The 20,973-nt window shown below is 43.3% G+C and carries 15 protein-coding genes; 13 read left to right on the top strand and 2 right to left on the bottom strand.

Features of this window, described 5'->3' with window-relative positions; all coding sequences use genetic code 11:
- Positions 1-38 precede the first annotated feature (38 nt).
- Entirely contained in the window at positions 39-2,042 is a 2,004-nt protein-coding gene (gene metG, locus RFK25_RS00595; RefSeq protein ID WP_332410665.1) for a methionine--tRNA ligase, read from the top strand.
- 48 nt (positions 2,043-2,090) lie between these two features.
- Here the strand turns inward: metG and hutI are convergent, their stop codons facing one another.
- Positions 2,091-3,341 (bottom strand): imidazolonepropionase, encoded by a 1,251-nt coding sequence (gene hutI / locus RFK25_RS00590; protein WP_332410662.1) that lies wholly within the window; start codon positions 3,339-3,341, stop codon positions 2,091-2,093.
- 234 nt (positions 3,342-3,575) lie between these two features.
- On the opposite strand from hutI, the gene RFK25_RS00585 reads away from it, so the two are divergent.
- The 8 genes from RFK25_RS00585 to hutG all read left to right on the top strand — a co-directional run bounded on the left by RFK25_RS00585 (position 3,576) and on the right by hutG (position 13,534).
- Complete coding sequence (locus RFK25_RS00585; protein WP_332410661.1) at positions 3,576-5,609, top strand: urocanate hydratase; 2,034 nt, start codon at positions 3,576-3,578, stop codon at positions 5,607-5,609.
- Positions 5,610-5,649: 40 nt separating this feature from the next.
- Entirely contained in the window at positions 5,650-6,549 is a 900-nt protein-coding gene (gene ftcD / locus RFK25_RS00580) for a glutamate formimidoyltransferase (protein WP_105118040.1), read from the top strand.
- 11 nt (positions 6,550-6,560) lie between these two features.
- Entirely contained in the window at positions 6,561-7,187 is a 627-nt protein-coding gene (locus RFK25_RS00575) for a cyclodeaminase/cyclohydrolase family protein (RefSeq protein WP_332410659.1), read from the top strand.
- A gap of 11 nt (positions 7,188-7,198) precedes the next feature.
- Positions 7,199-8,872: a formate--tetrahydrofolate ligase gene (locus RFK25_RS00570; protein WP_332410658.1), complete on the top strand. Its 1,674-nt coding sequence runs from the start codon at positions 7,199-7,201 to the stop codon at positions 8,870-8,872.
- Between the two features lie 13 nt (positions 8,873-8,885).
- Positions 8,886-9,497 carry a HutD family protein gene (locus RFK25_RS00565; RefSeq protein ID WP_332410657.1) on the top strand — a complete coding sequence of 204 codons (612 nt, stop codon included), beginning with the start codon at positions 8,886-8,888 and terminating at the stop codon, positions 9,495-9,497.
- A 23-nt stretch (positions 9,498-9,520) separates the two neighbouring features.
- Positions 9,521-10,834, top strand: coding sequence for an APC family permease (locus tag RFK25_RS00560; RefSeq protein WP_332410655.1), 1,314 nt, complete (start codon positions 9,521-9,523; stop codon positions 10,832-10,834).
- A gap of 34 nt (positions 10,835-10,868) precedes the next feature.
- Entirely contained in the window at positions 10,869-12,413 is a 1,545-nt protein-coding gene (gene hutH, locus RFK25_RS00555) for a histidine ammonia-lyase (protein WP_332410654.1), read from the top strand.
- A gap of 125 nt (positions 12,414-12,538) precedes the next feature.
- Positions 12,539-13,534, top strand: coding sequence for a formimidoylglutamase (gene hutG, locus RFK25_RS00550; protein ID WP_332410652.1), 996 nt, complete (start codon positions 12,539-12,541; stop codon positions 13,532-13,534).
- 83 nt (positions 13,535-13,617) lie between these two features.
- On the opposite strand, the gene RFK25_RS00545 is transcribed toward hutG, so the two are convergent.
- Positions 13,618-16,575 (bottom strand): AAA family ATPase, encoded by a 2,958-nt coding sequence (locus RFK25_RS00545; protein ID WP_332410650.1) that lies wholly within the window; start codon positions 16,573-16,575, stop codon positions 13,618-13,620.
- Between the two features lie 163 nt (positions 16,576-16,738).
- Between RFK25_RS00545 and RFK25_RS00540 the strand changes: the two genes are divergently transcribed.
- The 4 genes from RFK25_RS00540 (at position 16,739) to RFK25_RS00525 (ending at position 20,959) form a co-directional block, all read left to right on the top strand.
- Positions 16,739-17,683 (top strand): competence protein CoiA, encoded by a 945-nt coding sequence (locus RFK25_RS00540; RefSeq protein WP_332410649.1) that lies wholly within the window; start codon positions 16,739-16,741, stop codon positions 17,681-17,683.
- 85 nt (positions 17,684-17,768) lie between these two features.
- Positions 17,769-18,350, top strand: a complete 582-nt coding sequence (locus RFK25_RS00535; RefSeq protein WP_332410648.1) for a hypothetical protein — start codon at positions 17,769-17,771, stop codon at positions 18,348-18,350.
- Between the two features lie 75 nt (positions 18,351-18,425).
- The gene (pepF, locus tag RFK25_RS00530) at positions 18,426-20,228 is read left to right on the top strand and encodes an oligoendopeptidase F (protein ID WP_332410647.1); all 1,803 of its coding nucleotides are present in this window, start codon (positions 18,426-18,428) and stop codon (positions 20,226-20,228) included.
- Positions 20,225-20,959 (top strand): hypothetical protein, encoded by a 735-nt coding sequence (locus RFK25_RS00525; RefSeq protein ID WP_248049000.1) that lies wholly within the window; start codon positions 20,225-20,227, stop codon positions 20,957-20,959. Before pepF ends, RFK25_RS00525 begins: the two co-directional genes overlap by 4 nt.
- The last annotated feature ends 14 nt before the right edge of the window (positions 20,960-20,973 follow it).

Here is a 20,973-nt window from a genome sequence, read left to right as displayed (position 1 = left end):
ACAGGGTTTCATTTGCCCTGAGTTGAAAGGAAAAAAACATGACAAAAACACCGTTTTATATCACCACACCGATTTATTATCCTTCTGGAAAACTTCACATCGGTTCAGCCTACACGACCATTGCCTGCGATGTCTTGGCTCGCTACAAGCGTCTGATGGGCCACGAGGTTTTCTATCTGACAGGGCTTGATGAGCACGGTCAGAAGATTGAAGAGAAGGCTAACGAAGCTGGTTTGACACCTCAAGCCTACGTTGACGGCATGGCGGTTGGCGTTAAAGAGCTCTGGAACTTGCTAGACATCTCTTACGACAAATTTATCCGCACGACCGATGATTACCACGAGGAAGTGGTGGCGGCTGTTTTTGAAAAATTGCTGGCGCAGGACGACATTTACTTGGGAGAGTATTCTGGTTGGTACTCCGTATCGGACGAGGAATTTTTCACCGAGAGCCAATTAGAAGAGGTCTTCCGAGATGAAAACGGCAAGGTAACAGGTGGTATCGCTCCGAGCGGTCACGAGGTTGCCTGGGTTTCAGAAGAATCCTACTTCCTCCGCCTCAGCAAGTATCAGGATAAATTGGTCGAGTTTTTCAATGCTCATCCAGACTTTATCCAGCCAGATGGTCGCCTCAATGAAATCATGAAAAACTTCATCGAGCCAGGCTTGGAAGATTTGGCAGTTTCGCGTACTTCGTTTACATGGGGCGTGCCTGTACCATCCAATCCTAAACACGTTGTCTATGTTTGGATTGATGCCCTGCTCAACTATGCGACAGCCTTGGGCTATGGACAGGAAGAAAGAGCCAACTATGACACCTTCTGGAATGGAACAGTTTACCACATGGTTGGGAAGGACATTCTTCGCTTCCACTCGATTTACTGGCCAATCATGCTCATGATGTTGGATATGAAGTTGCCAGACCGCTTGGTTGCTCATGGCTGGTTTGTCATGAAAGATGGTAAGATGTCCAAGTCCAAGGGCAATGTGGTCTATCCAGAAATGCTGGTCGAGCGTTTCGGCCTGGATCCACTCCGTTACTACCTCATGCGTAGTCTGCCAGTTGGCTCTGACGGAACCTTTACACCAGAAGACTATGTAGGTCGTATCAACTATGAATTGGCCAATGACCTTGGAAACCTGCTCAACCGTACCGTTGCCATGATTAACAAGTATTTCGGCGGTCAGGTCCCAACTTTTGTTGCCAATGTGACGGATTTTGATGCGGACTTGGCAGCAGTTGTAGCTGACAACTTGGCAAGCTATCACAAGTATATGGAAGCAGTTGACTACCCACGTGCCTTGGAAGCTGTTTGGAATATCATCTCCCGTACCAACAAGTACATCGATGAAACTGCACCTTGGGTCTTGGCTAAGGACGAAGCGGACCGTGACAAGTTGGCAGCAGTCATGGCCCACTTGACAGCAGGTCTTCGCGTGGTGGCTCACCTCATTCAGCCATTCATGATGACCACTTCAAATGCCATTATGGAACAGCTTGGTTTGGGAACAGCATTTGACCTTGAAAATCTTGACTTTTCAGGTCTTCCAGCTGGTTTGACAGTGGTAGAAAAAGGCACACCTATCTTCCCACGACTTGATATGGAAGAGGAAATCGCCTATATCCAAGCTCAAATGGGTGGCAGCTCTGCTATTTCCCAAGAGGAAGAAAAAGAGTGGAACCCAGCTGACGTGGAACTCAAAAACGAAAAAGCTGCGATCAAGTTCGAGGACTTCGACAAGGTGGAAATCCGCGTGGCCGAAGTCAAGGAAGTAGCCAAAGTGGAGGGTTCTGACAAGCTGCTCAAATTCCGCCTGGACGCAGGTGATGGCCAAGACCGCCAAATCCTGTCTGGTATCGCCAAGTTCTATCCGAACGAGCAGGAGTTGGTCGGCAAGAAAGTCCAAATTGTTGCCAACCTCAAGCCACGTAAGATGATGGGCTTGCTCAGTCAGGGCATGATCCTCTCAGCCGAACATGGTGACAATTTAACACTCTTAACAGTCGATCCATCTGTGCCAAACGGCAGTCAGATTGGGTAAGAAAATTTAAAAAGGAAGCTTCCGGTCGAGGAGGCTTCCTTTATTGTTTTAACCTCTGACACAGAGGCCTTTTTTATAGACTTTGTCTGTTAAATTGGTTGCGAAGAAGTAGAAGAGGAAGTCGATATTGGGTGCATCAAAAATGCTAATGTCGGCATCTTTTCCAGGATGCAAACTACCAATCTGGGTCTGTCTGTCTACGGAATAGGCAGCGTTGATGGTCACAGCATTCAGGATTTCAACCGGAGTTAAACGCATCATGAAGCTACCCAGTTGCATGACAAATTGGAGGTTGGCAGTTGGGCAACTGCCAGGATTACTATCGGTTGAAAGGGTAATCGCCATGCCCTTATCCAGCATTTTCCGAGCGGGTGCATAGGTATCCTCCATCAGGCTAAAGGTGGTAGCAGGAAGGAGGTTGCCAATAACCTTGGCTTGACTAAGTTTATCAATGCCTTGGTCAGTAATGACCATCAGATGCTCGGCACTGACTGTTCCCAGTTCGGCAGCCAGGTCAACCCCACCAATGCTTTTAATCTCATCAGCATGAATACGGAGCTTAAAGCCCATATCTTTGGCTTTTGTGAGTAGGCTACGGGCTTCTTCAGCGGTGAAAACTCCTTGCTCACAGAAGATGTCACAGAATTCTGCCAAGTTTTCTTCTTTAACTTGTGGCAACATGCTTTCTATGATGAGGTCCAAGTAGGCTTGGTTATTTCTCTTATATTCTTCTGGAATGGCATGGGCTGCCATAAAGGTAGAAATCAAATCAATAGGATGGTCCTCATGAAGTTTTTTCACAACTTCTAGCTGTCTTTTCTCTGTTTCCCAGTCCAGTCCGTAGCCGCTTTTAGCCTCTACGGTAGTCACACCGTGGTCCAGCATATAGTCCAGTAGTTTATAGGATTTTTGATAGAGGGTATCAAAATCAGCCTTTCTGGTAGCTCGGACTGTGGATAGAATACCTCCACCATTTGCCAGAATATCCAGATAAGAAACGCCAGCTAGTTTCTGAGCAAATTCATGTTCTCGGCTTCCACCATAGACCAGATGGGTATGGCAATCGATCAGTCCAGGGGTAGCCACCTTTCCTTGACATGAAAGAAGAATCGTTTCAGGGCCAACTAAGTCTGCTTGAGGCTCTCCAGTCCCAGTTGCGAGAATTTTTCCATCCTTGATGGCTATGTAGCCGTCTTCTAAGATAGTGGCTGTAGTCATTTCCTTACCAGCTAGAGGATGACCGAGGTCATTGGGGCAAAATACCTGATTGAAATGGGTCAATATTTTGTCTGCGAACATAGTGCGTCCTCCCTTGTATGATGTTCTTAGCTCTAGGATAATACAAAACCGTCAAATTTTTGTCAAAAATAAATCTTTTTTCTAAAAAAATAAAAAGTCTTTGTCGACAATATATTAACAGACTATGTATAGACGGATGAAAGGTAAACTAGAAATGTATAAAAAGTTCTTGCTCGGAAATGGGTCTATTTCTGGGGAAGGAAACAAGCACTAGATTCAAAAGGAGGATGACCTATGTCACATTTTGAAGAAAAAGATATTGCGGCAGCAATGACCATCAAGTTAGATGATGTCTTGCCTGAAAAGATAGTTTTTGAGGAAGGCATTAGACGAGCACCAGATAGGGGCTTTCGCTTAACACAGGCTCAGACGGAGATTGCCTTAAAAAATGCCCTTCGTTACATTCCAAAAAAATACCATGGGGAAGTCATTCCAGAGTTCTTGGAAGAATTGAAAACTCGTGGGCGGATTTATGGCTATCGTTGGCGTCCAAAAGAAAGAATTTATGGCAAGCCGATTGATGACTACAAGGGAAATTGTACGGCTGCCAAGGCCATGCAGGTCATGATTGATAACAACCTCAGCTTTGAAATTGCACTGTACCCTTATGAATTAGTTACCTATGGGGAAACAGGTTCGGTCTGTGCCAACTGGATGCAGTATTGTTTGATTAAAAAATATCTGGAGGTCATGACAGAAGAACAGACCTTGGTAGTAGAATCAGGCCATCCATTGGGTCTATTCAAGTCCAAACCAGAGGCACCGCGTGTCATTATTACCAATGGTTTGTTGGTTGGTGAATACGACAACATGAAGGACTGGGAAATCGCTGAGGAAATGGGAGTGACCAATTATGGTCAGATGACAGCTGGTGGTTGGATGTACATTGGACCACAGGGAATTGTTCATGGTACCTTCAATACACTTCTCAATGCTGGCCGCTTGAAATTGGGTGTGGCTGATGATGGGGATTTGACAGGTAAACTCTTTATTTCATCTGGTTTAGGTGGAATGAGTGGAGCTCAGGGCAAGGCCGCCGAGATTGCAAAGGCAGTTGCTATTGTAGCCGAGGTAGACCAGTCACGGATTGAAACCCGCCATTCACAAGGTTGGATTAGTCAGTTGGCAGAAAGTCCAGAAGAAGCTCTGACCTTGGCCTTGGCTGCGAAAGAGAAAGGCCAATCTACCTCAATCGCCTATCATGGAAATATTGTAGATTTGCTGGAATATGTAGTTGAAAAGAATATTCCAGTTGACCTTCTCTCTGACCAAACCTCTTGTCACAATGTCTATGATGGAGGTTACTGTCCAGTCGGTATTAGCTTTGATGAGCGTACTCGTTTACTCGCAGAGGATAAGGAAAGCTTTGTTGTCCTAGTGGATAAAACCCTGGAACGTCATTATCAAGCTATTAAGACCCTGACTGACCGAGGAACCTATTTCTTCGATTATGGCAATGCCTTTATGAAGTCAGTTTATGACTCAGGTATCAAGGAAATTTCTAAGAATGGTTTGGATGATAAAGATGGCTTTATCTGGCCTTCTTATGTAGAAGATATCATGGGACCTATGCTCTTTGACTATGGTTACGGTCCATTCCGCTGGGTTTGCTTGAGTGGCAAGCATGAGGACTTGATTACTACAGATAAGGCTGCTATGGATGTGATTGATCCAACTCGCCGTTACCAAGATCGTGATAATTACAACTGGATCCGCGACGCAGAGAAAAATCAGTTGGTCGTAGGAACTCAGGCACGGATTTTGTACCAAGATTGCATGGGTCGTGTCAATATTGCGCTGAAGTTCAATGAGCTCATTCGTCAAGGAAAAATTGGGCCTGTTATGCTAGGTCGCGACCATCACGATGTATCAGGTACTGATTCCCCATTCCGTGAAACATCCAACATCAAGGATGGTTCAAATGTGACCTGCGATATGGCTGTTCAGTGTTATGCTGGTAATGCGGCGCGTGGTATGAGTCTTGTGGCCCTCCATAATGGTGGCGGTACAGGTATTGGTAAGTCTATCAATGGTGGTTTTGGTCTGGTATTGGATGGAAGCGAGCGCGTGGATGAGATTATCAAATCAGCTATCGCTTGGGATACCATGGGTGGTGTAGCGCGTCGGAACTGGGCTCGTAATGACCATGCGATTGAAACGGCTATTGAGTACAACCAAATGCGTCAAGGTACAGACCATATCACCATTCCTTATTTGGCAGATGAGGACTTAATTCAGTCTTCTGTTGCTAAATTGTTTGAAAAATAAGTAATCGCCTAAACAATCATAATAAGAAAGAGGTTTTCAAATGGCAAAACTTGTAGAATGTATTCCAAATTTTTCAGAGGGACGTAACCAGGAAATCATCGATGGCTTGGTAGCGACTGCTAAGAGTGTTCCGGGTGTGACCTTGCTGGATTATTCATCAGACCAAAGTCATAACCGCAGTGTGTTTACTTTGGTGGGGGATGAAGAAAGTATTCAGGAAGGAGCTTTTCAACTGGTCAAATATGCTAGTGAAAAGATTGATATGACCAAGCATACAGGTGAACACCCAAGGATGGGAGCGACAGATGTACTTCCATTCGTCCCTGTAAAAGACATCAGCATGGAAGAATGTGTTCAACTGGCTAAGAAAGTCGCTGAGCGTATCAATAAAGAATTGGCTATTCCAGTCTTCCTCTATGAAGAAGCAGCAAGCAGACCAGAACGACAAAATCTGGCTAAGGTCCGCAAGGGTCAGTTTGAAGGCATGCCTGAAAAATTATTGGAAGAAGACTGGGCGCCTGATTTCGGTGAAAGGAAGATTCATCCAACAGCAGGTGTCACAGCAGTCGGCGCTCGGATGCCTCTAGTTGCCTATAATGTCAATTTGGATACAGACAATCTAGAAATTGCCAACAAGATTGCCAAAATCATCCGTGGTTCAGGTGGTGGCTACAAGTATTGTAAAGCCATCGGTGTCATGCTAGAAGGAAGAAATATCGCCCAGGTTTCAATGAACATGGTGAACTTGGAAAAATGCTCACTTTATCGTACCTTTGAAACCATTCGTTTTGAGGCTAAGAGATATGGTGTGTCGATTATTGGTTCTGAAATCGTTGGATTGGCACCTGCAAAAGCCTTGGTTGATGTGGCAGAATACTACTTGCAATTGGAAGAGTTTGATTACAACAAGCAGGTACTAGAAAATCATTTGTTGGGATAGGAGTATGACCGATGGCATTAGTTGATTTAACCCTTACAGAATTTGCTCAATTACTGGGTTCAGATGCCCCAGCACCAGGTGGAGGCTCAGCAGCAGCTCTCTCGGCTGTCAATGGTATTTCGTTGACAAAAATGGTGTGTGAGTTGACTCTTGGGAAGAAAAAGTATGCGGACTATCAAGCAACTATTGAAGAAATTCACACGGTGGCTGGTGATTTGCAAGAGCGTTTATTGCGGGCAATAGACGAAGACACAGAGGCATTTAATCAAGTTTCAGCTGTCTTTGATATGCCTAAGGAAACAGAGGAAGATAAAGAAGCGCGCAGGCAGGCAATGCAGGCAGCCTTGAAGGCAGCAACGCTCTCTCCGTTTGGCATGATGGAAACGATGTTGCAGGCACTTCAGGTAACAGCAGAGGCAGTCGGCAAGTCCAATACCAATGCAGCCAGTGATTTGGGGGTGGCAGCCCTCTCGCTCAAGGCAGGTTTGCAGGGGGCCTGGCTCAATGTTCTCATCAATCTATCTGGTATCAAGGATGAGGAATTTGTTGCAACCTATCGCCAACAAGGCCAGACTATTTTGGAAGCTGGTTCTAGCCTAGCAGACCAGGTATATGAAGACATTCTCCAGATTGTTTAAAGGAGGGAGCTATGGTTTTATCAGATATTGACATTGCGAATTCCGTCCCAATGGAACCCATTGGACAGGTAGCAGACCGTTTAGGTATTCCAGAAGAAAGTTTATCCTTATATGGTAGATACAAGGCTAAAATTGATAGTAGACAGCTAGAGGCTTTAAAAGATCAACCAGATGGGAAATTGATTTTGGTAACGGCTATTTCACCCACTCCAGCAGGGGAAGGAAAAACAACAACTTCCGTCGGTTTGGTCGATGCCTTGACTGCTATTGGTAAAAAGGCTATTATCGCCCTGCGTGAGCCGTCTTTAGGACCTGTCTTTGGGGTTAAAGGTGGTGCAGCAGGTGGTGGTTATGCCCAAGTTGTTCCAATGGAAGATATTAACTTGCATTTTACAGGAGATTTTCATGCCATTGGTGTAGCTAATAACCTGCTGGCAGCCTTGATTGATAATCATATTCATCATGGAAATGCCTTGGGAATTGATAGCCGTCGGATTACCTGGAAGCGAGTAGTCGACATGAATGACCGCCAGCTCCGCCATATTGTCGATGGGCTGCATGGTAAGGTAAATGGAGTACCTAGGGAAGATGGCTACGATATTACCGTTGCTTCAGAAATAATGGCTATTCTATGCCTATCTGAAAATATAGCTGATTTGAAGGCACGACTGGAAAGAATTATCATCGGCTATAATTTCCAAGGTCAACCGGTTACAGCTGGAGATCTTAAGGCAGCTGGGGCAATGGCAGCACTCTTGAAAGATGCCATTCACCCTAACCTTGTTCAAACCCTTGAACACTCCCCAGCCCTTATTCACGGTGGTCCGTTTGCCAATATTGCTCACGGTTGTAATAGTGTTCTTGCTACTAAATTAGCCTTAAAATATGCAGATTATGTGGTTACAGAAGCAGGCTTTGGGGCAGATTTAGGCGCTGAAAAATTCATAGATATCAAGTGTCGTCTAAGTGGCTTACGACCATCTGCAGTTGTACTCGTAGCTACTATTCGTGCCCTAAAAATGCACGGAGGAGTTGCCAAGTCTGACCTGGCTCAAGAAAATGTTGAAGCGGTACTTGCAGGTTTACCAAACCTTGAAAAACATCTGGAGAATATACAGGAAGTCTATGGTTTGCCTGCGGTTGTTGCCATCAATAAATTCCCACTAGATACAGAGGCAGAATTAGAGGCAGTTTCTACTGCTTGTGCCAAACGTGGTGTTGATGTAGTACTGTCTGATGTTTGGGCACATGGTGGTCAAGGAGGGCGTCAACTTGCAGAGAAGGTCGTCCAACTTGCTCAAGAAGAAAATCATTTCCAATTTGTCTATGATGTAGAAGACAGTATTGAAACCAAATTACACAAAATTGTTACAAAAGTCTATGGTGGTCAAGGGGTTAAACTCTCAGCACTTGCTAAAAAAGAAATAGCAGAACTGGACAGACTAGGTTTTGGTTCCTATCCAATCTGTATGGCCAAGACCCAGTATTCATTCTCAGATAACCCTACTCTACTAGGAGCGCCGACAGACTTTACAGTAAGCATCAGTAATGTCAAAGTTTCAGCAGGTGCTGGCTTTATCGTCGCCTTGACAGGAAATATTATGACCATGCCAGGCTTGCCAAAGGTCCCTGCGAGTGAAAAAATTGATATTGACAACCAGGGCAATATCACAGGTCTTTTCTAAGAGAGGTGGAAGGATGATTAGAGTTGAAAAGTATAAAACAAGTGATTACCAAGAAACCTCCTGGTCAGGTGGACGAACCACTCAACTCTATCTCTTTCCTGCTCATTCTTCCTATGGTGAAAGAAATTTTCAATTTCGATTGTCCACAGCAAGTATGGACACGGAACAATCTACCTTTACCTCGCTACCTTCATATCACCGAATCCTATTAAGCTTAGACCAAACCATTGTCTTGCAGGATATGAATAGTGGTGAACAAGTAACTCTGGCTCCTTATCACATCCATCGGTTTGAGGGGGAACAATCCATCCAATGCGTAGGAAAAGCACAGGATTTTAATATTATATTTGACGATAGTATTCAAGCTGATTTACAGGTGATGGATGAGAACAAGTGGGTGGTAGAGTGTGAGGGTGATTTTCAATTTATTTATGCCTTAGTCAATTTGGATTTCCATATAGAAGGGTGGGGAAGTGGTCATCTATCAGCAAAGGAATTGCTGGTGGTTGAGACCAATGAGTTGCCTCCTCTGCACCTTCATCTAACTGCTTGTCAAGCTTGCCAAAAGCCTAAGGCGCTTATTGCTAAACTTAGGTCTACTGACCTAGGTAGGAACATGATCTAGAAGAAGATTTAGGAGATCATATCATGGAAAACAAACAGACACAGTTATCGACGCAGGAGAGTGCAAAATTCTCCCTGACAGGAGCGACCTTATACGGTATCAACGCTGTTATTGGGTCTGGTATCTTTCTCTTGCCGCAAAATATTTATAGGGACCTAGGTCCAGCTTCCATCGCTGTTATGCTAGGAACAGCTATCCTGACCATCATGCTAGCGGTCTGTTTTGCTGAGGTGGCAGGTTACTTTGGAAAAAACGGCGGTGCCTTCCAATATTCTAAACGTGCTTTCGGTGATTTTATTGGTTTTAATGTCGGCATCTTAGGTTGGATGGTCACCATGTTCGCCTGGGCAGCAATGGCAGCAGGTTTTGCTAAGATGTTCATCATCACTTTCCCAGCCTTTGAAGGAATGAACATTCCACTTAGTATCGGCTTGGTCATTCTCTTGTCCTTGATGAACATTGCCGGTTTGAGAACCTCCAAAGTCTTTACCATTACAGCAACCATTGCCAAGTTAATTCCGATTATTCTCTTCTCCCTTTGTGCCATCATCTTTATTCCTAAAGGCCTGTCAAACTTTAGTCCTTTTGTACAATTATCTGAAGGACAAACCTTGCTAGGAGCAATTTCTGGTACAGCCATTTATATTTTCTATGGCTTTATCGGCTTTGAAACCCTCTCTATCGTTGCAGGTGAGATGCGAAATCCAGAAAAAAATGTTCCTCGAGCTATATTAGGTTCTATCAGTATTGTTTCTATTTTGTATATGCTTATTATTGGGGGTACCATTGCCATGCTTGGTTCTGGTATAATGGAAACAAAGGCACCTGTACAGGATGCTCTTGTGAAGATGATTGGTCCTGCAGGTTACTGGCTAGTATCAATCGGTGCCCTTATCTCTATTACTGGTCTGAACATGGGCGAATCCATCATGGTGCCACGTTTCGGTGCTGCCATTGCCGAGGAAGGTTTATTACCAGCAGCCATTGCTCGGAAAAATAGCAAGGATGCGCCAGTTGTAGCCATTATTATTTCATGTGTCATTGCTTGTATCCTCTTACTATCAGGCTCCTTTGAAATTCTTGCTACCCTCAGTGTGGTCTTCCGTTTCTTCCAATACATCCCAACAGCTCTAGCTGTCAATAAATTACGGAAGGATGAGCCGAATGCACAGGTAGTTTTCCGTCTGCCATTTGGACCAGTCATTCCAACTATTGCAGTAGTTATTAGTTTGATTATGATTTGGGGAGATAACCCAATGAACTTTGTATATGGAACGATTGGTTTACTGATTTCTAGTGCGATTTACTTCTTCATGCATGGACGAAAGAAAGTGTAATAGAACCCTCCTGAAAAACGAAAGGATGAAAGTTATGACAAAACCACTTGTATTAGATGGAAAAAGTTTGACTTTAGAAGATGTTGTAGCTGTTGCTAGAGATGGTCAGCAGTGCTTGATTTCAGAAGAGGCTAAGGCGGATGTGCTGGCTTCTCGTCAGATTGTGGATGATATTGTCAGGGAAAAGCGGGTTGTCTATGGGGTGACCACTGGTTTTGGTTCCCTCTGTAATGTTAGTATCCCTACGGAAGATACCATCCAACTGCAAGAAAATTTGATTCGCACCCATTCTAGCGGTTTTGGCAATCCCTTACCAGAGGATGTGGTTCGTGCTATTATGCTAATTCGAATCAATTCTCTGGTCAAAGGGTATTCAGGTATTCGCCTTGAAACCGTTGAAAAATTGCTGGAGATGTTGAACAAGGGGGTTCATCCATTTATTCCTGAAAAAGGCTCCTTGGGTGCATCAGGTGACCTTGCTCCGCTTTCTCATATGGTTTTACCAATGTTAGGTTTGGGGAAGGCCTATTACAAGGGACAGTTGCTTTCAGGTAAGGAAGCGATGGAGCAAGCAGGTATTGACATTATTCACCTAGCAGCAAAAGAGGGCTTGGCCTTGATCAACGGAACAACGGTCTTGACGGCTATCGGTGCTATAGTGACCTACGATGCCATCCAGCTTTTGAAATTGTCAGATATTGCTGGAGCATTGTCACTGGAAGTTCATAATGGTATTACCAGTCCATTTGAAGAAGAATTGCATCTTATCCGTCCTCAAAGTGGCCAACTTGCAACGGCAAGAAATATCCGTCAGCTTCTAGAAGATAGTGGCAATACGACAGTAGCTACTATCCAGCGCGTGCAAGATCCGTATACTTTACGTTGTATCCCGCAAATTCATGGAGCGAGCAAGGATTCGATAGCCTATGTCAAAGAAAAAGTAGAAATCGAAATTAACTCTGTTACGGACAATCCAATCATTTGTAAGAATGGCCATGTTATTTCAGGCGGGAATTTCCACGGGGAACCCATGGCTCAGCCATTTGATTTATTGGGTATCGCGATTGCAGAAATCGGCAATGTGTCTGAACGCCGTGTTGAACGTCTGGTCAATAGTCAGCTCAGCAAATTGCCGTCCTTCTTGGTTAAACACCCTGGTTGCAATTCAGGCTTTATGATTACCCAATATGCCTGTGCAGCCCTAGTATCTGAGAACAAGGTTCTCTCTCATCCAGCCAGTGTGGATTCTATTCCATCATGTGAAAACCAAGAAGACTTTGTCAGCATGGGAACAATTGCAGCTCGTAAGGCAGGAGAAATACTGAAAAATGCTCGCCGTGTCCTTGCAACAGAAATCATGGCTGCTTGTCAAGCTCTGGATTTGAAAGAAAATAGTGCCAAACTTGGTAGGGGAACCAAGCCTGCTTATACATTCTTTAGACAGCAGATTGATTTCATCGAAAATGACAAAGACATTGAAATCTATGATGAGCTAAATAAAGCATCGCTTGTGATTGAAAGTCCTGAATTTTTGGAAGCCGTGGAAGAGGCTGTTGCGCTAACAATCCAGTATGAATAAGCCTGCTTGAACAGAATTTGACAGGAAGCAATTAGAAAATTATCCTAAAATAGGAGGTCTAATCAATTAACAAGACCTCCTATTCTATCAAAGTTTGATGATGTAGACGTTAACTAGGAGAAAACATGCTAAGTAACTATTATCCAATGACCTATCCCTATTATCAAAGAGGGTTTGATGATGATCTCTATACTGCCAAATGGGGTATGGTGATGGAATTTATTGATCTTAATGACCAAACGTTGAAACGCTTCGATGGAAAGCATTTTGGGATTATTGGTTTTAAGAGTGACAAGGGTGTCTATATCAATCATGGACGTGTTGGAGCAGTAGAGGGGGCTAGCAGTATCCGAACCCAATTGGCTAAACTACCGTGGCATCTGGGCAAAGAAGTCAAGATTTACGATGTAGGGGATATAGATGGCCCCAATTGTAGCCTGGCTCAATTGCAGGACAGTTTGGCTGCAGCGGTTCAGCGCATGCTGGAGTTAAATCTCTTTCCGATTGTCCTGGGTGGAGGCCACGAAACAGCCTATGGGCACTACAAGGGATTACAGGCTAGCTTGGAACAGGAAGAACCTGTCGCTGTTATCAACTTCGATGCACATTTTGATCTTCGCCCTTATGACCAGACTGGTCCAAATTCTGGTACTGGTTTTCGGCAGATTTACGATGACTGTAAGGCAAGGGGCTACGAATTTCCTTACTTAGCCTTAGGGATTCAAGAACATAATACCAATCTTTTTCTCTTTGACTTTGTTGCCAAATCAGAAGCTATTTCCTTTTTAACAGGGCAAAATCTCTATGTAATGGGCTATGAAAAAATTTGCTCTTACCTAGATGAGTTTATTCAGCGTCAGCAGGCTATCCATCTGACCATTGATATGGATTGTTTTTCAGTGGGATCTGCACCAGGTGTCAGTGCCATTCAATCTCTTGGAATTGATCCAAATCTAGCTGTCCTTCTCCTACAATATTTGGCGGCTAGTGATAAAATTGTTGGTATCGATATTGTTGAAACATCTCCACCTCATGATATAGACAACCATACGGCCAACTTAGCAGCAACGCTTATCTTCTATTTGACACGGATTTTAGTGCAAACACACGACAGAAAATAAAAACTTTTCCTACGATAACTAGAAAAAGGAAGGACTATCAGTGAATAGATCCTTCCTTTTTGGTTGTATGATTGTAGTTGAGCTTATTTAGTTGCTTTCATGAAATTCTCCAAATCTTCCAGAAGCAAACGGTCGCGATAAGGGTTCAGAGATTGTTTGGCGATGTGGTAGTAGTGGCTGAAGTCATTTTCTAATTTATGAGTGAATTCTTCCTTTAATGATGGGTTGTCATTTATTTCATTCTTTAATTTTGCCATCAGGTAATAAATCATGCCCTTGTCTCTTGGGTTAGAATAGAGAGAAATCAAGGCATCCTTCCTGTCGAGCAGGTCATGGGCCATTGCATAATCATGTTTCTGGCAGCCAAGTAGTGCCAAGTAAAGCTTGAGTTGCACTTCTTTCCAAGGATAAATCTGCTGATTAACTTCTTGCATAGCAGCCTGGAAGATGGAATGAGCTTCTGCAAAATCTTGTAAATGGTAATAGGAAGTCCCCAAGCCGATATAAAAACCAAGAGTAGATGACTGTGGAGCCTGGTCTTGCACCAATTCGATAGCATCTTTTTGCAGGTGGATGGCAGTCAGAAAATCTCTTCGAATTTGAGCCATCTCAGCTAAATAATCCAAAGCAGCAGCAATCTGAATGGCGTATTTTTTCCTCATGGAAGCTGTCAGACTAAAGCAATCAATAGCTTCGTAGAGAAGACGACTAGCCTTCTCCTCATCCCCTAACATGAGATTAAAAAGTCCTTTAAATCGTAAAAACATCCCAATTGCCTCGTGATTATTGGCCTCTATAGCGGTTTCCAGACCTAATTCAGCATAGTAGCCCAGGTCGGTTTTGTTTTCAATTTGTATGCAGTAATGGATAAACTGTCGATAACCCTTTAATAGATAGTCTTGATTGTGGAGCGCGTGGGCTCTGGCGATCACATTCCGAATACTGCTTACCCCCTTCTGATAGTTACCAATTCGAATATAGTAACGACCTTCATAAAATTCAAATCGAACTTGAAGAAGCTGGAACTGACGCTGGTCGCCATAAAGCTTTTCGAGATGGGCCATGGTTTCCCGCACCTCAGCCAACTGTTCCTGGATCCAGAGCACATTCTTTTCTTCCTTGCCCCTGCTTAGTTGGCCATTACTAGAGCTCAAAGGAAAAAGATCGTAGTGCGACTTGATTGCCAGATTTAAGTGATGTAAACGATATTCCAGAGCCATCAGGGGTTGTTTGGCAGCTGTAAAATGCCTTGCAATCTTTAGCAATAGGACACTGTTGTTGGGTTGAAGTTGTAATTTTTGGATTAGATGAAAGGCAATTTGTTCATGCAAGATTCGTCTTTTTGATAGAGGCAGCTGATCGTAGAGAAATTCTCCTAAGACAGCTTGACGAAATTGTACTTCCAGTCGATCATCAACTTCCTTCTGTAGGATGAGAGATTTGCTGGTTAACTGATCGATCAATGCGACCATTTCATGATGGCTTAGTCCCATTAAATCAGTCAATAGACTAACATCACTTCCAGCACTGCAGGTTGAGAGGTAGTTGAGCAACTCTTCTTCTTTTGGCTCTAGGGCATGAACCTGCAAAGCCATTTTGGAACGAATAGCTGCCGTTAGAGGATGAAATACATGGCCTTCCTTGATTTGCTGGGCATATTGGTCCAGGAGAAATAAATTACCTTGACTGTAGTGGTAAATCTGATCAATATCATAGAGAGCGGCCTGCTGGCTAACTTCTTGCAAGAAGTTCTGACTTTGGGAGAAGGATAAGTTTTTCAGCTCCAGTCTTTCTGCCAGTTGACGGTTGGATAGGTAATGTTCAAGATAATCCATCTCCTTATTTCGCCGCAAGTTTTTGGTCAATAGGAATGCTACAGGAGCGTGGCTCAGAGCGTGAATACAGTCCAGCACTATTTGCAAACTTTCTTTATCCATCCAATGAGCATCCTCAATCAAAAACAGTATAGCTTGTTTCTTACAGGTCTTTTCCAAACCATCAATCAAGTCTTCCCGGTTCCTTGTTTCTTCCAAAGACATTCTTGTATCCAATTTCTCTTGGAAAAGCCATTGATAACTATAGCTTAGCTTTCGCCAGATGGAATATGGTTTGTAGAGGTCCTCTGGTAAACAGTTGATTTGAAGGATAGAAAAACGTTGACCTTGGTTAGCCAAGACCTGACGGACCAGGCTTCGTTTTCCTGAGCCAACTTCACCGTGGAGGAAAAAGGCACGACTACCAGTTTCTAAGACAGAGGCTAGGAAATGTTCAAGAGCATGGATTTCTTCAATTCTTCCATAAAAGTAGTCGGTTTTGGGAGCTAACTGAGTGTCTTTTTTCTCTGTATGATCCCGGACTACTTGATAATAGAGGTTTTTTATCGCTTCACCAGGTCCGATACCTAGCTCCCTATCCAAAAGTTGCGCTAAACGATGATAGGTTTCAATAATCTTTCTTGTCTGCCCTACCTCTAAATAGAGTTTCATCAAGCTAAGATAGTGATCCTCATTGAATTCATCCATGTTAATCATCCGAAGGATGAGGTTCTCAGCTCCTTCTAGGTCAGACAAGTGCTCTTGTTTATCTAGTAATTGCTGACAGGCTTGTAGATAAGTCTTCTCTAGTCGGAATCTGATTTTTTCTGTCCATAAGTCAAACTCTGGGCAATTCTTGATATAAAAATTTTCCAGAAATTTTCCCTTGAAGAGGTGCAGATGCCGAAGAGGATCTGACAAGAATAATTGTACATCACAGGAGATGTCTATATCAGGGTTCATAGCTAGTATGGACCTATTAGGGCTGATAATGGCCTCGATACCTAATTCTCTATTGGTCTGATAGATGGTATTACGCAGGTTTTTTCTAGCCTTTTCCGGATTCTTATCCCCCCACAAGAGTGTAGCTACCTCTTCACGACTGGCTTCGCCTCTGAGGATGAGATAGTAAAGTAGGGCAGCGATTTTTGTGTAGGACGGTGTGACTTCCGTTTGATTGACTGAGATAGTCGGAGTTCCAAATAGGGAACAAGATAAACCCGTCATAAGTAAACACCTCCAAATATTCTTATATTTACTATAACAAAAAAATATAAGGAAGACAAATTATATATTATTCGGTTTAGAGTGGTTTCTAGTGGAATGGAATAAGTAACCTCCTTGAAACATATTGGTAGCTTTTACGAATAAATAGGATGAGGAAAAAAATATGTTTATCGTAAAAAATAAAACCAATCACTTGTTCAATCTTCTAGAACTTCACGATTTGAGAGTTGAAGACTTTTATTGTCCCCAGTGTTCTAGTCCAGTCCGCTACCGTTCTGGTAAAATCATGCGACCGCACTTTGCCCATCTTAGTCGGAAAGAGTGCCCGTTTTTTACGGAGAATGAATCTACCCAGCATCTCTCCCTCAAATCTGAGCTTTATAGCTGGCTGGTAGGAGTGGAGCAGGTTGAGTTGGAAAAATACCTACCAGAGATTAACCAACTAGCAGATTTATTGGTGAATAAGCGACTTGCCTTAGAAGTCCAATGCTCAAGTCTATCAATTTCTCGCTTGCAAGAACGAACGCGGGCCTACCATGAAGCTGGCTTTCAAGTTCTTTGGTTGCTAGGCAAGGAACTCTGGCTCAAGGAACGACTGACCAAATTGCATAAGCAGTTTCTCTCCTTTAGCATGAATATGGGCTTTCATCTCTGGGAGTTGGATGATGAAAGAAAGGAATTGCGACTTCGTTATCTCATTCATGAAGACTTGCGGGGCAAGGTGCATTGTTTGACCAAGGTCTTTCCTTTTGGTCAAGGAAACTTACTGGATATCTTGCGATTGCCCTTTGCCAAGCAAGCCTTATCTCGTATGGATTGTAGATTGGATAGGGATTTACCAGCATATATTGCTCGACAACTTTACTACAAAACCCCAAAATGGTTAGCTCTGCAGGCAGAAGCTTATGGTCGTGGAGAAAATCTACTGACCAAGACAGCACTAGACTGGTATCCCCACTATCGTCTGCCCCGCTCTGCCATTGGCTTTGCCCAAATCAAACAAGACCTGACACCAATCTATCTGGCTTTTGATAAGTTTTATGACAAAATGCAAGATAAGGAAGAACAAGTTCTGTATCCACCTATAATTTACAGACAAAATGTGTAAATAATGATATAATAAACTAAAATGGGTACAGGAGGTTTGTCATGAAATTCAGTCGATTTGCTTTAGTAAGTGCTTCTTTGTACTATTGTTTAGCTTATCGACCTGTGCTGTAAGGCATGAGGAGGGGCAAACCACCACAGCCTCCAGTCAGCAAGTGCAAACAATCAATGAGAAAGAGGCTCAGAAGTTTACAACCCAACATAGTCAGAATGTAGCATCTAAAGAAGTAGGAGATGACGGAGGAACACTCATAGTCTTTGAAGATGGTACGGAATACCTTTTCACTGATGAATATTATATGCTTTCCTATCCAAGCGGTTGTAAGATTACCTATTTTGTCGAAAGCGGTGATTATACAGTAGCGACTGACAAATACGAAGGCGAAGAGAAGGCAAGCGAAGCTACGGGACAGGTTGGACAGTATTTTGTAGCTAGTGGCTATTCTATCGCTTTTGCAAATGATGGACATTTAACGATTGACCTACAAGGAAATTTTGTCCATCAGGCTAATAATCAGGAGAAAAAAGGAAGTATCAAAGAGGCTGAAGGAAGCAGTTACGTTGACGGTTTGTTAAATAAATATGGTATCCCCAATCTTACATTCTATGACAGCTTTGTCAAGGAAGCAGTAGCAGATGCCAAAACCTACTTTACTGGTAGTGAGTAAAGTGTAAGCCCTCCACTTTCCGTTGGAAAGAGGGGCTCTTTTATGTTAGAATAAGAGTTACGGAGGATTTAATATATGTCTAAACAACGTCATGAAATCGAAGAAAAATACCAGTGGGATTTGGCGACTATTTTCCCAACAGATGAGGTTTGGGAAGCTGAGTTGGAAGCTATCCAGGTGGAAACAGACAAGGCCAAGGTTTTTGCAGGTCACTTGCTGGATTCTGCTAAGAGCCTATTGGATATCAGTGAAACCCAGCTTGGGCTGATGCGTCGACTTGAAAAGCTCTATGTCTATGCGTCCATGAAAAATGACCAAGACACTCGTGAAGGGAAGTACCAGGAATTTCAAGCTAAAGCTCTGAGCATTTACTCAGTTTTTTCTCAGACTTTTGCCTTCTATGAGCCAGAATTTATGGCCATTACCGAAGAGCAGTTGGAAGCCTTTAAAGCAGAAGAGCCAGCCCTTGTTCAGTACAGCCACCAATTTGAAAAACTCTTGTCAGCCAAGGACCACATCTTGTCACAAGAAGTGGAAGAGGTCCTTGCAGCGACCAGCGAGATTTTTGAAGCACCATCTGAAACCTTCTCGGTATTGGATAATGCCAGCCTGCGTTTCCCAGAAATCGCAGATGAGGACGGCAAGTTGGTGCCCCTTTCTCACGGCAACTACATCTCCTTCATGGAGTCCAAAAATCGCGAAGTGCGTCAAGAAGCCTACGAGGCTCTGTACGAAACCTACGAGCAGTTCCAGCATACCTACGCCAAGACCCTTCAGTCTAACGTTAAGGTCAATAACCTGAAAGCTCGTTTGCGGAAGTACGATTCAGCCCGTCACGCAGCCCTTTCTGCCAACTTTATCCCAGAGTCCGTTTACGATACATTAGTATCAGCAGTCAACAAGCACCTCCCGCTCTTGCACCGCTACATCAATTTGCGTAAGAAACTCTTGGGTATTGATGACCTTAAGATGTACGATATGTACACACCACTTTCTAGCACAGACACAAAAGTTACTTATGAGGAGGCCTTGGCTACTTGTGCGGATACATTGAATATCTTTGGTGATGAGTACGCAGCTATCGTCAAAGAAGCCTTTGAAAATCGCTGGATTGATGTTCATGTAAACGAAGGAAAGCGTTCAGGAGCCTATTCAGGTGGTGCTTACGACACCAACGCTTTCATGCTCCTCAACTGGCAGGACAATTTGGACAATATGTACACCCTGATTCACGAAACAGGGCATTCGCTCCATTCGATGTTGACTCGTCAGAACCAGCCTTATGTCTATGGTCATTATTCTATTTTCTTGGCTGAGATTGCTTCGACCACCAACGAAAATCTCCTGACAGAGAAGCTCTTGGCTGAAGTAGAAGACGACAAGACCCGCTTTGCCATTCTCAATCACTACCTCGACGGCTTCCGTGGAACGGTCTTCCGTCAAACACAGTTTGCTGAGTTTGAACAAGCTATCTACAAGGCTGACCAGGAAGGCCAAGTCTTGACTGCTGATTACCTCAACCAGCTATACGGTGAGCTTAACGAGAAATATTACGGACTTTCTGCAGAAGAAAATCCAGAAATCCAGTTTGAGTGGGCTCGTATTCCACACTTCTATTACAATTTCTACGTTTACCAATATTCAACTGGCTTTGCGGCAGCGTCTGCTTTAGCAGACAAGATTGTCAATGGTAGCCCAGAGGACAAGGACAACTACCTCAACTATCTCAAGGCTGGTAGCTCTGATTATCCACTCAATGTCATTGCAAAAGCTGGTGTGGATATGACCAAGGAAGACTATCTCAACGATGCCTTCAAGGTATTTGAAGCTCGTTTGGAAGAATTAGAAGCTCTCGTTGAGAAAGGTGTTCATAAATGAACAATATCAAGAATAGGATTGAATATAGAAAGGGTCAAACATCCATTATCTGGATATTGATTTACGCTACTATTGTAACAATCTTCTTCTTGTTTCTGACACAACCGGACTTAAGCAGCAGTAGTACTTCTACTTCAACAGACCTATCGACTACCCGTGAGCAATACATACTCGATGCTGAACCAATGACGATTGACAGGGTAAGAATCATTTCTCCAAAAATGGAAAATGAAACGGATGCAGAGTATCAAGAGCGTTTACAAGAGATTGTCGATGCGGTCAATTTGAGAATGGAAGAGAGAAAATCCAGTATCAGACGACAAGCCGAGACGGTGCAGACTCAAAATAATGAGTTTATATCTCCCATTTTAATAGCTATTTGGGGAATTACCTCTGCTTTTGTTATAGCAGCCCTTATCAGTAACTATGTGAAATCTCGCCAACCTATTGCAGTAGTGATGACTGAGGAATATATTGAGTTAAAGGCTGGGATGTTTCGTGAAGAACATCGTCTCTACTGGAACGAAATTGCAGCTATAGAATACAGTATTAGGCATCAACGTCATTCGAATTCGGGGAGCTATACTACACGGAGATACTTATATTTTAAAGATTTTAATGATACGATTTTGGATAAAATCAATATAAATAGCTTGGAAATTTCTGATTTCAATAGTATTCATCGTGATATTAGCAGTTTGGTTCCAGATTTGAATTGGATTTATCCCTAATCTTTTGAAATTGG

The organism is Streptococcus sp. SS-4456 (genome assembly GCF_036680365.1).
Taxonomy (GTDB): Bacteria; Bacillota; Bacilli; order Lactobacillales; family Streptococcaceae; genus Streptococcus.
The sequence above is the reverse complement of the archived record's forward strand: the minus strand, read 5'-3'. Positions and strand labels throughout refer to the sequence as shown.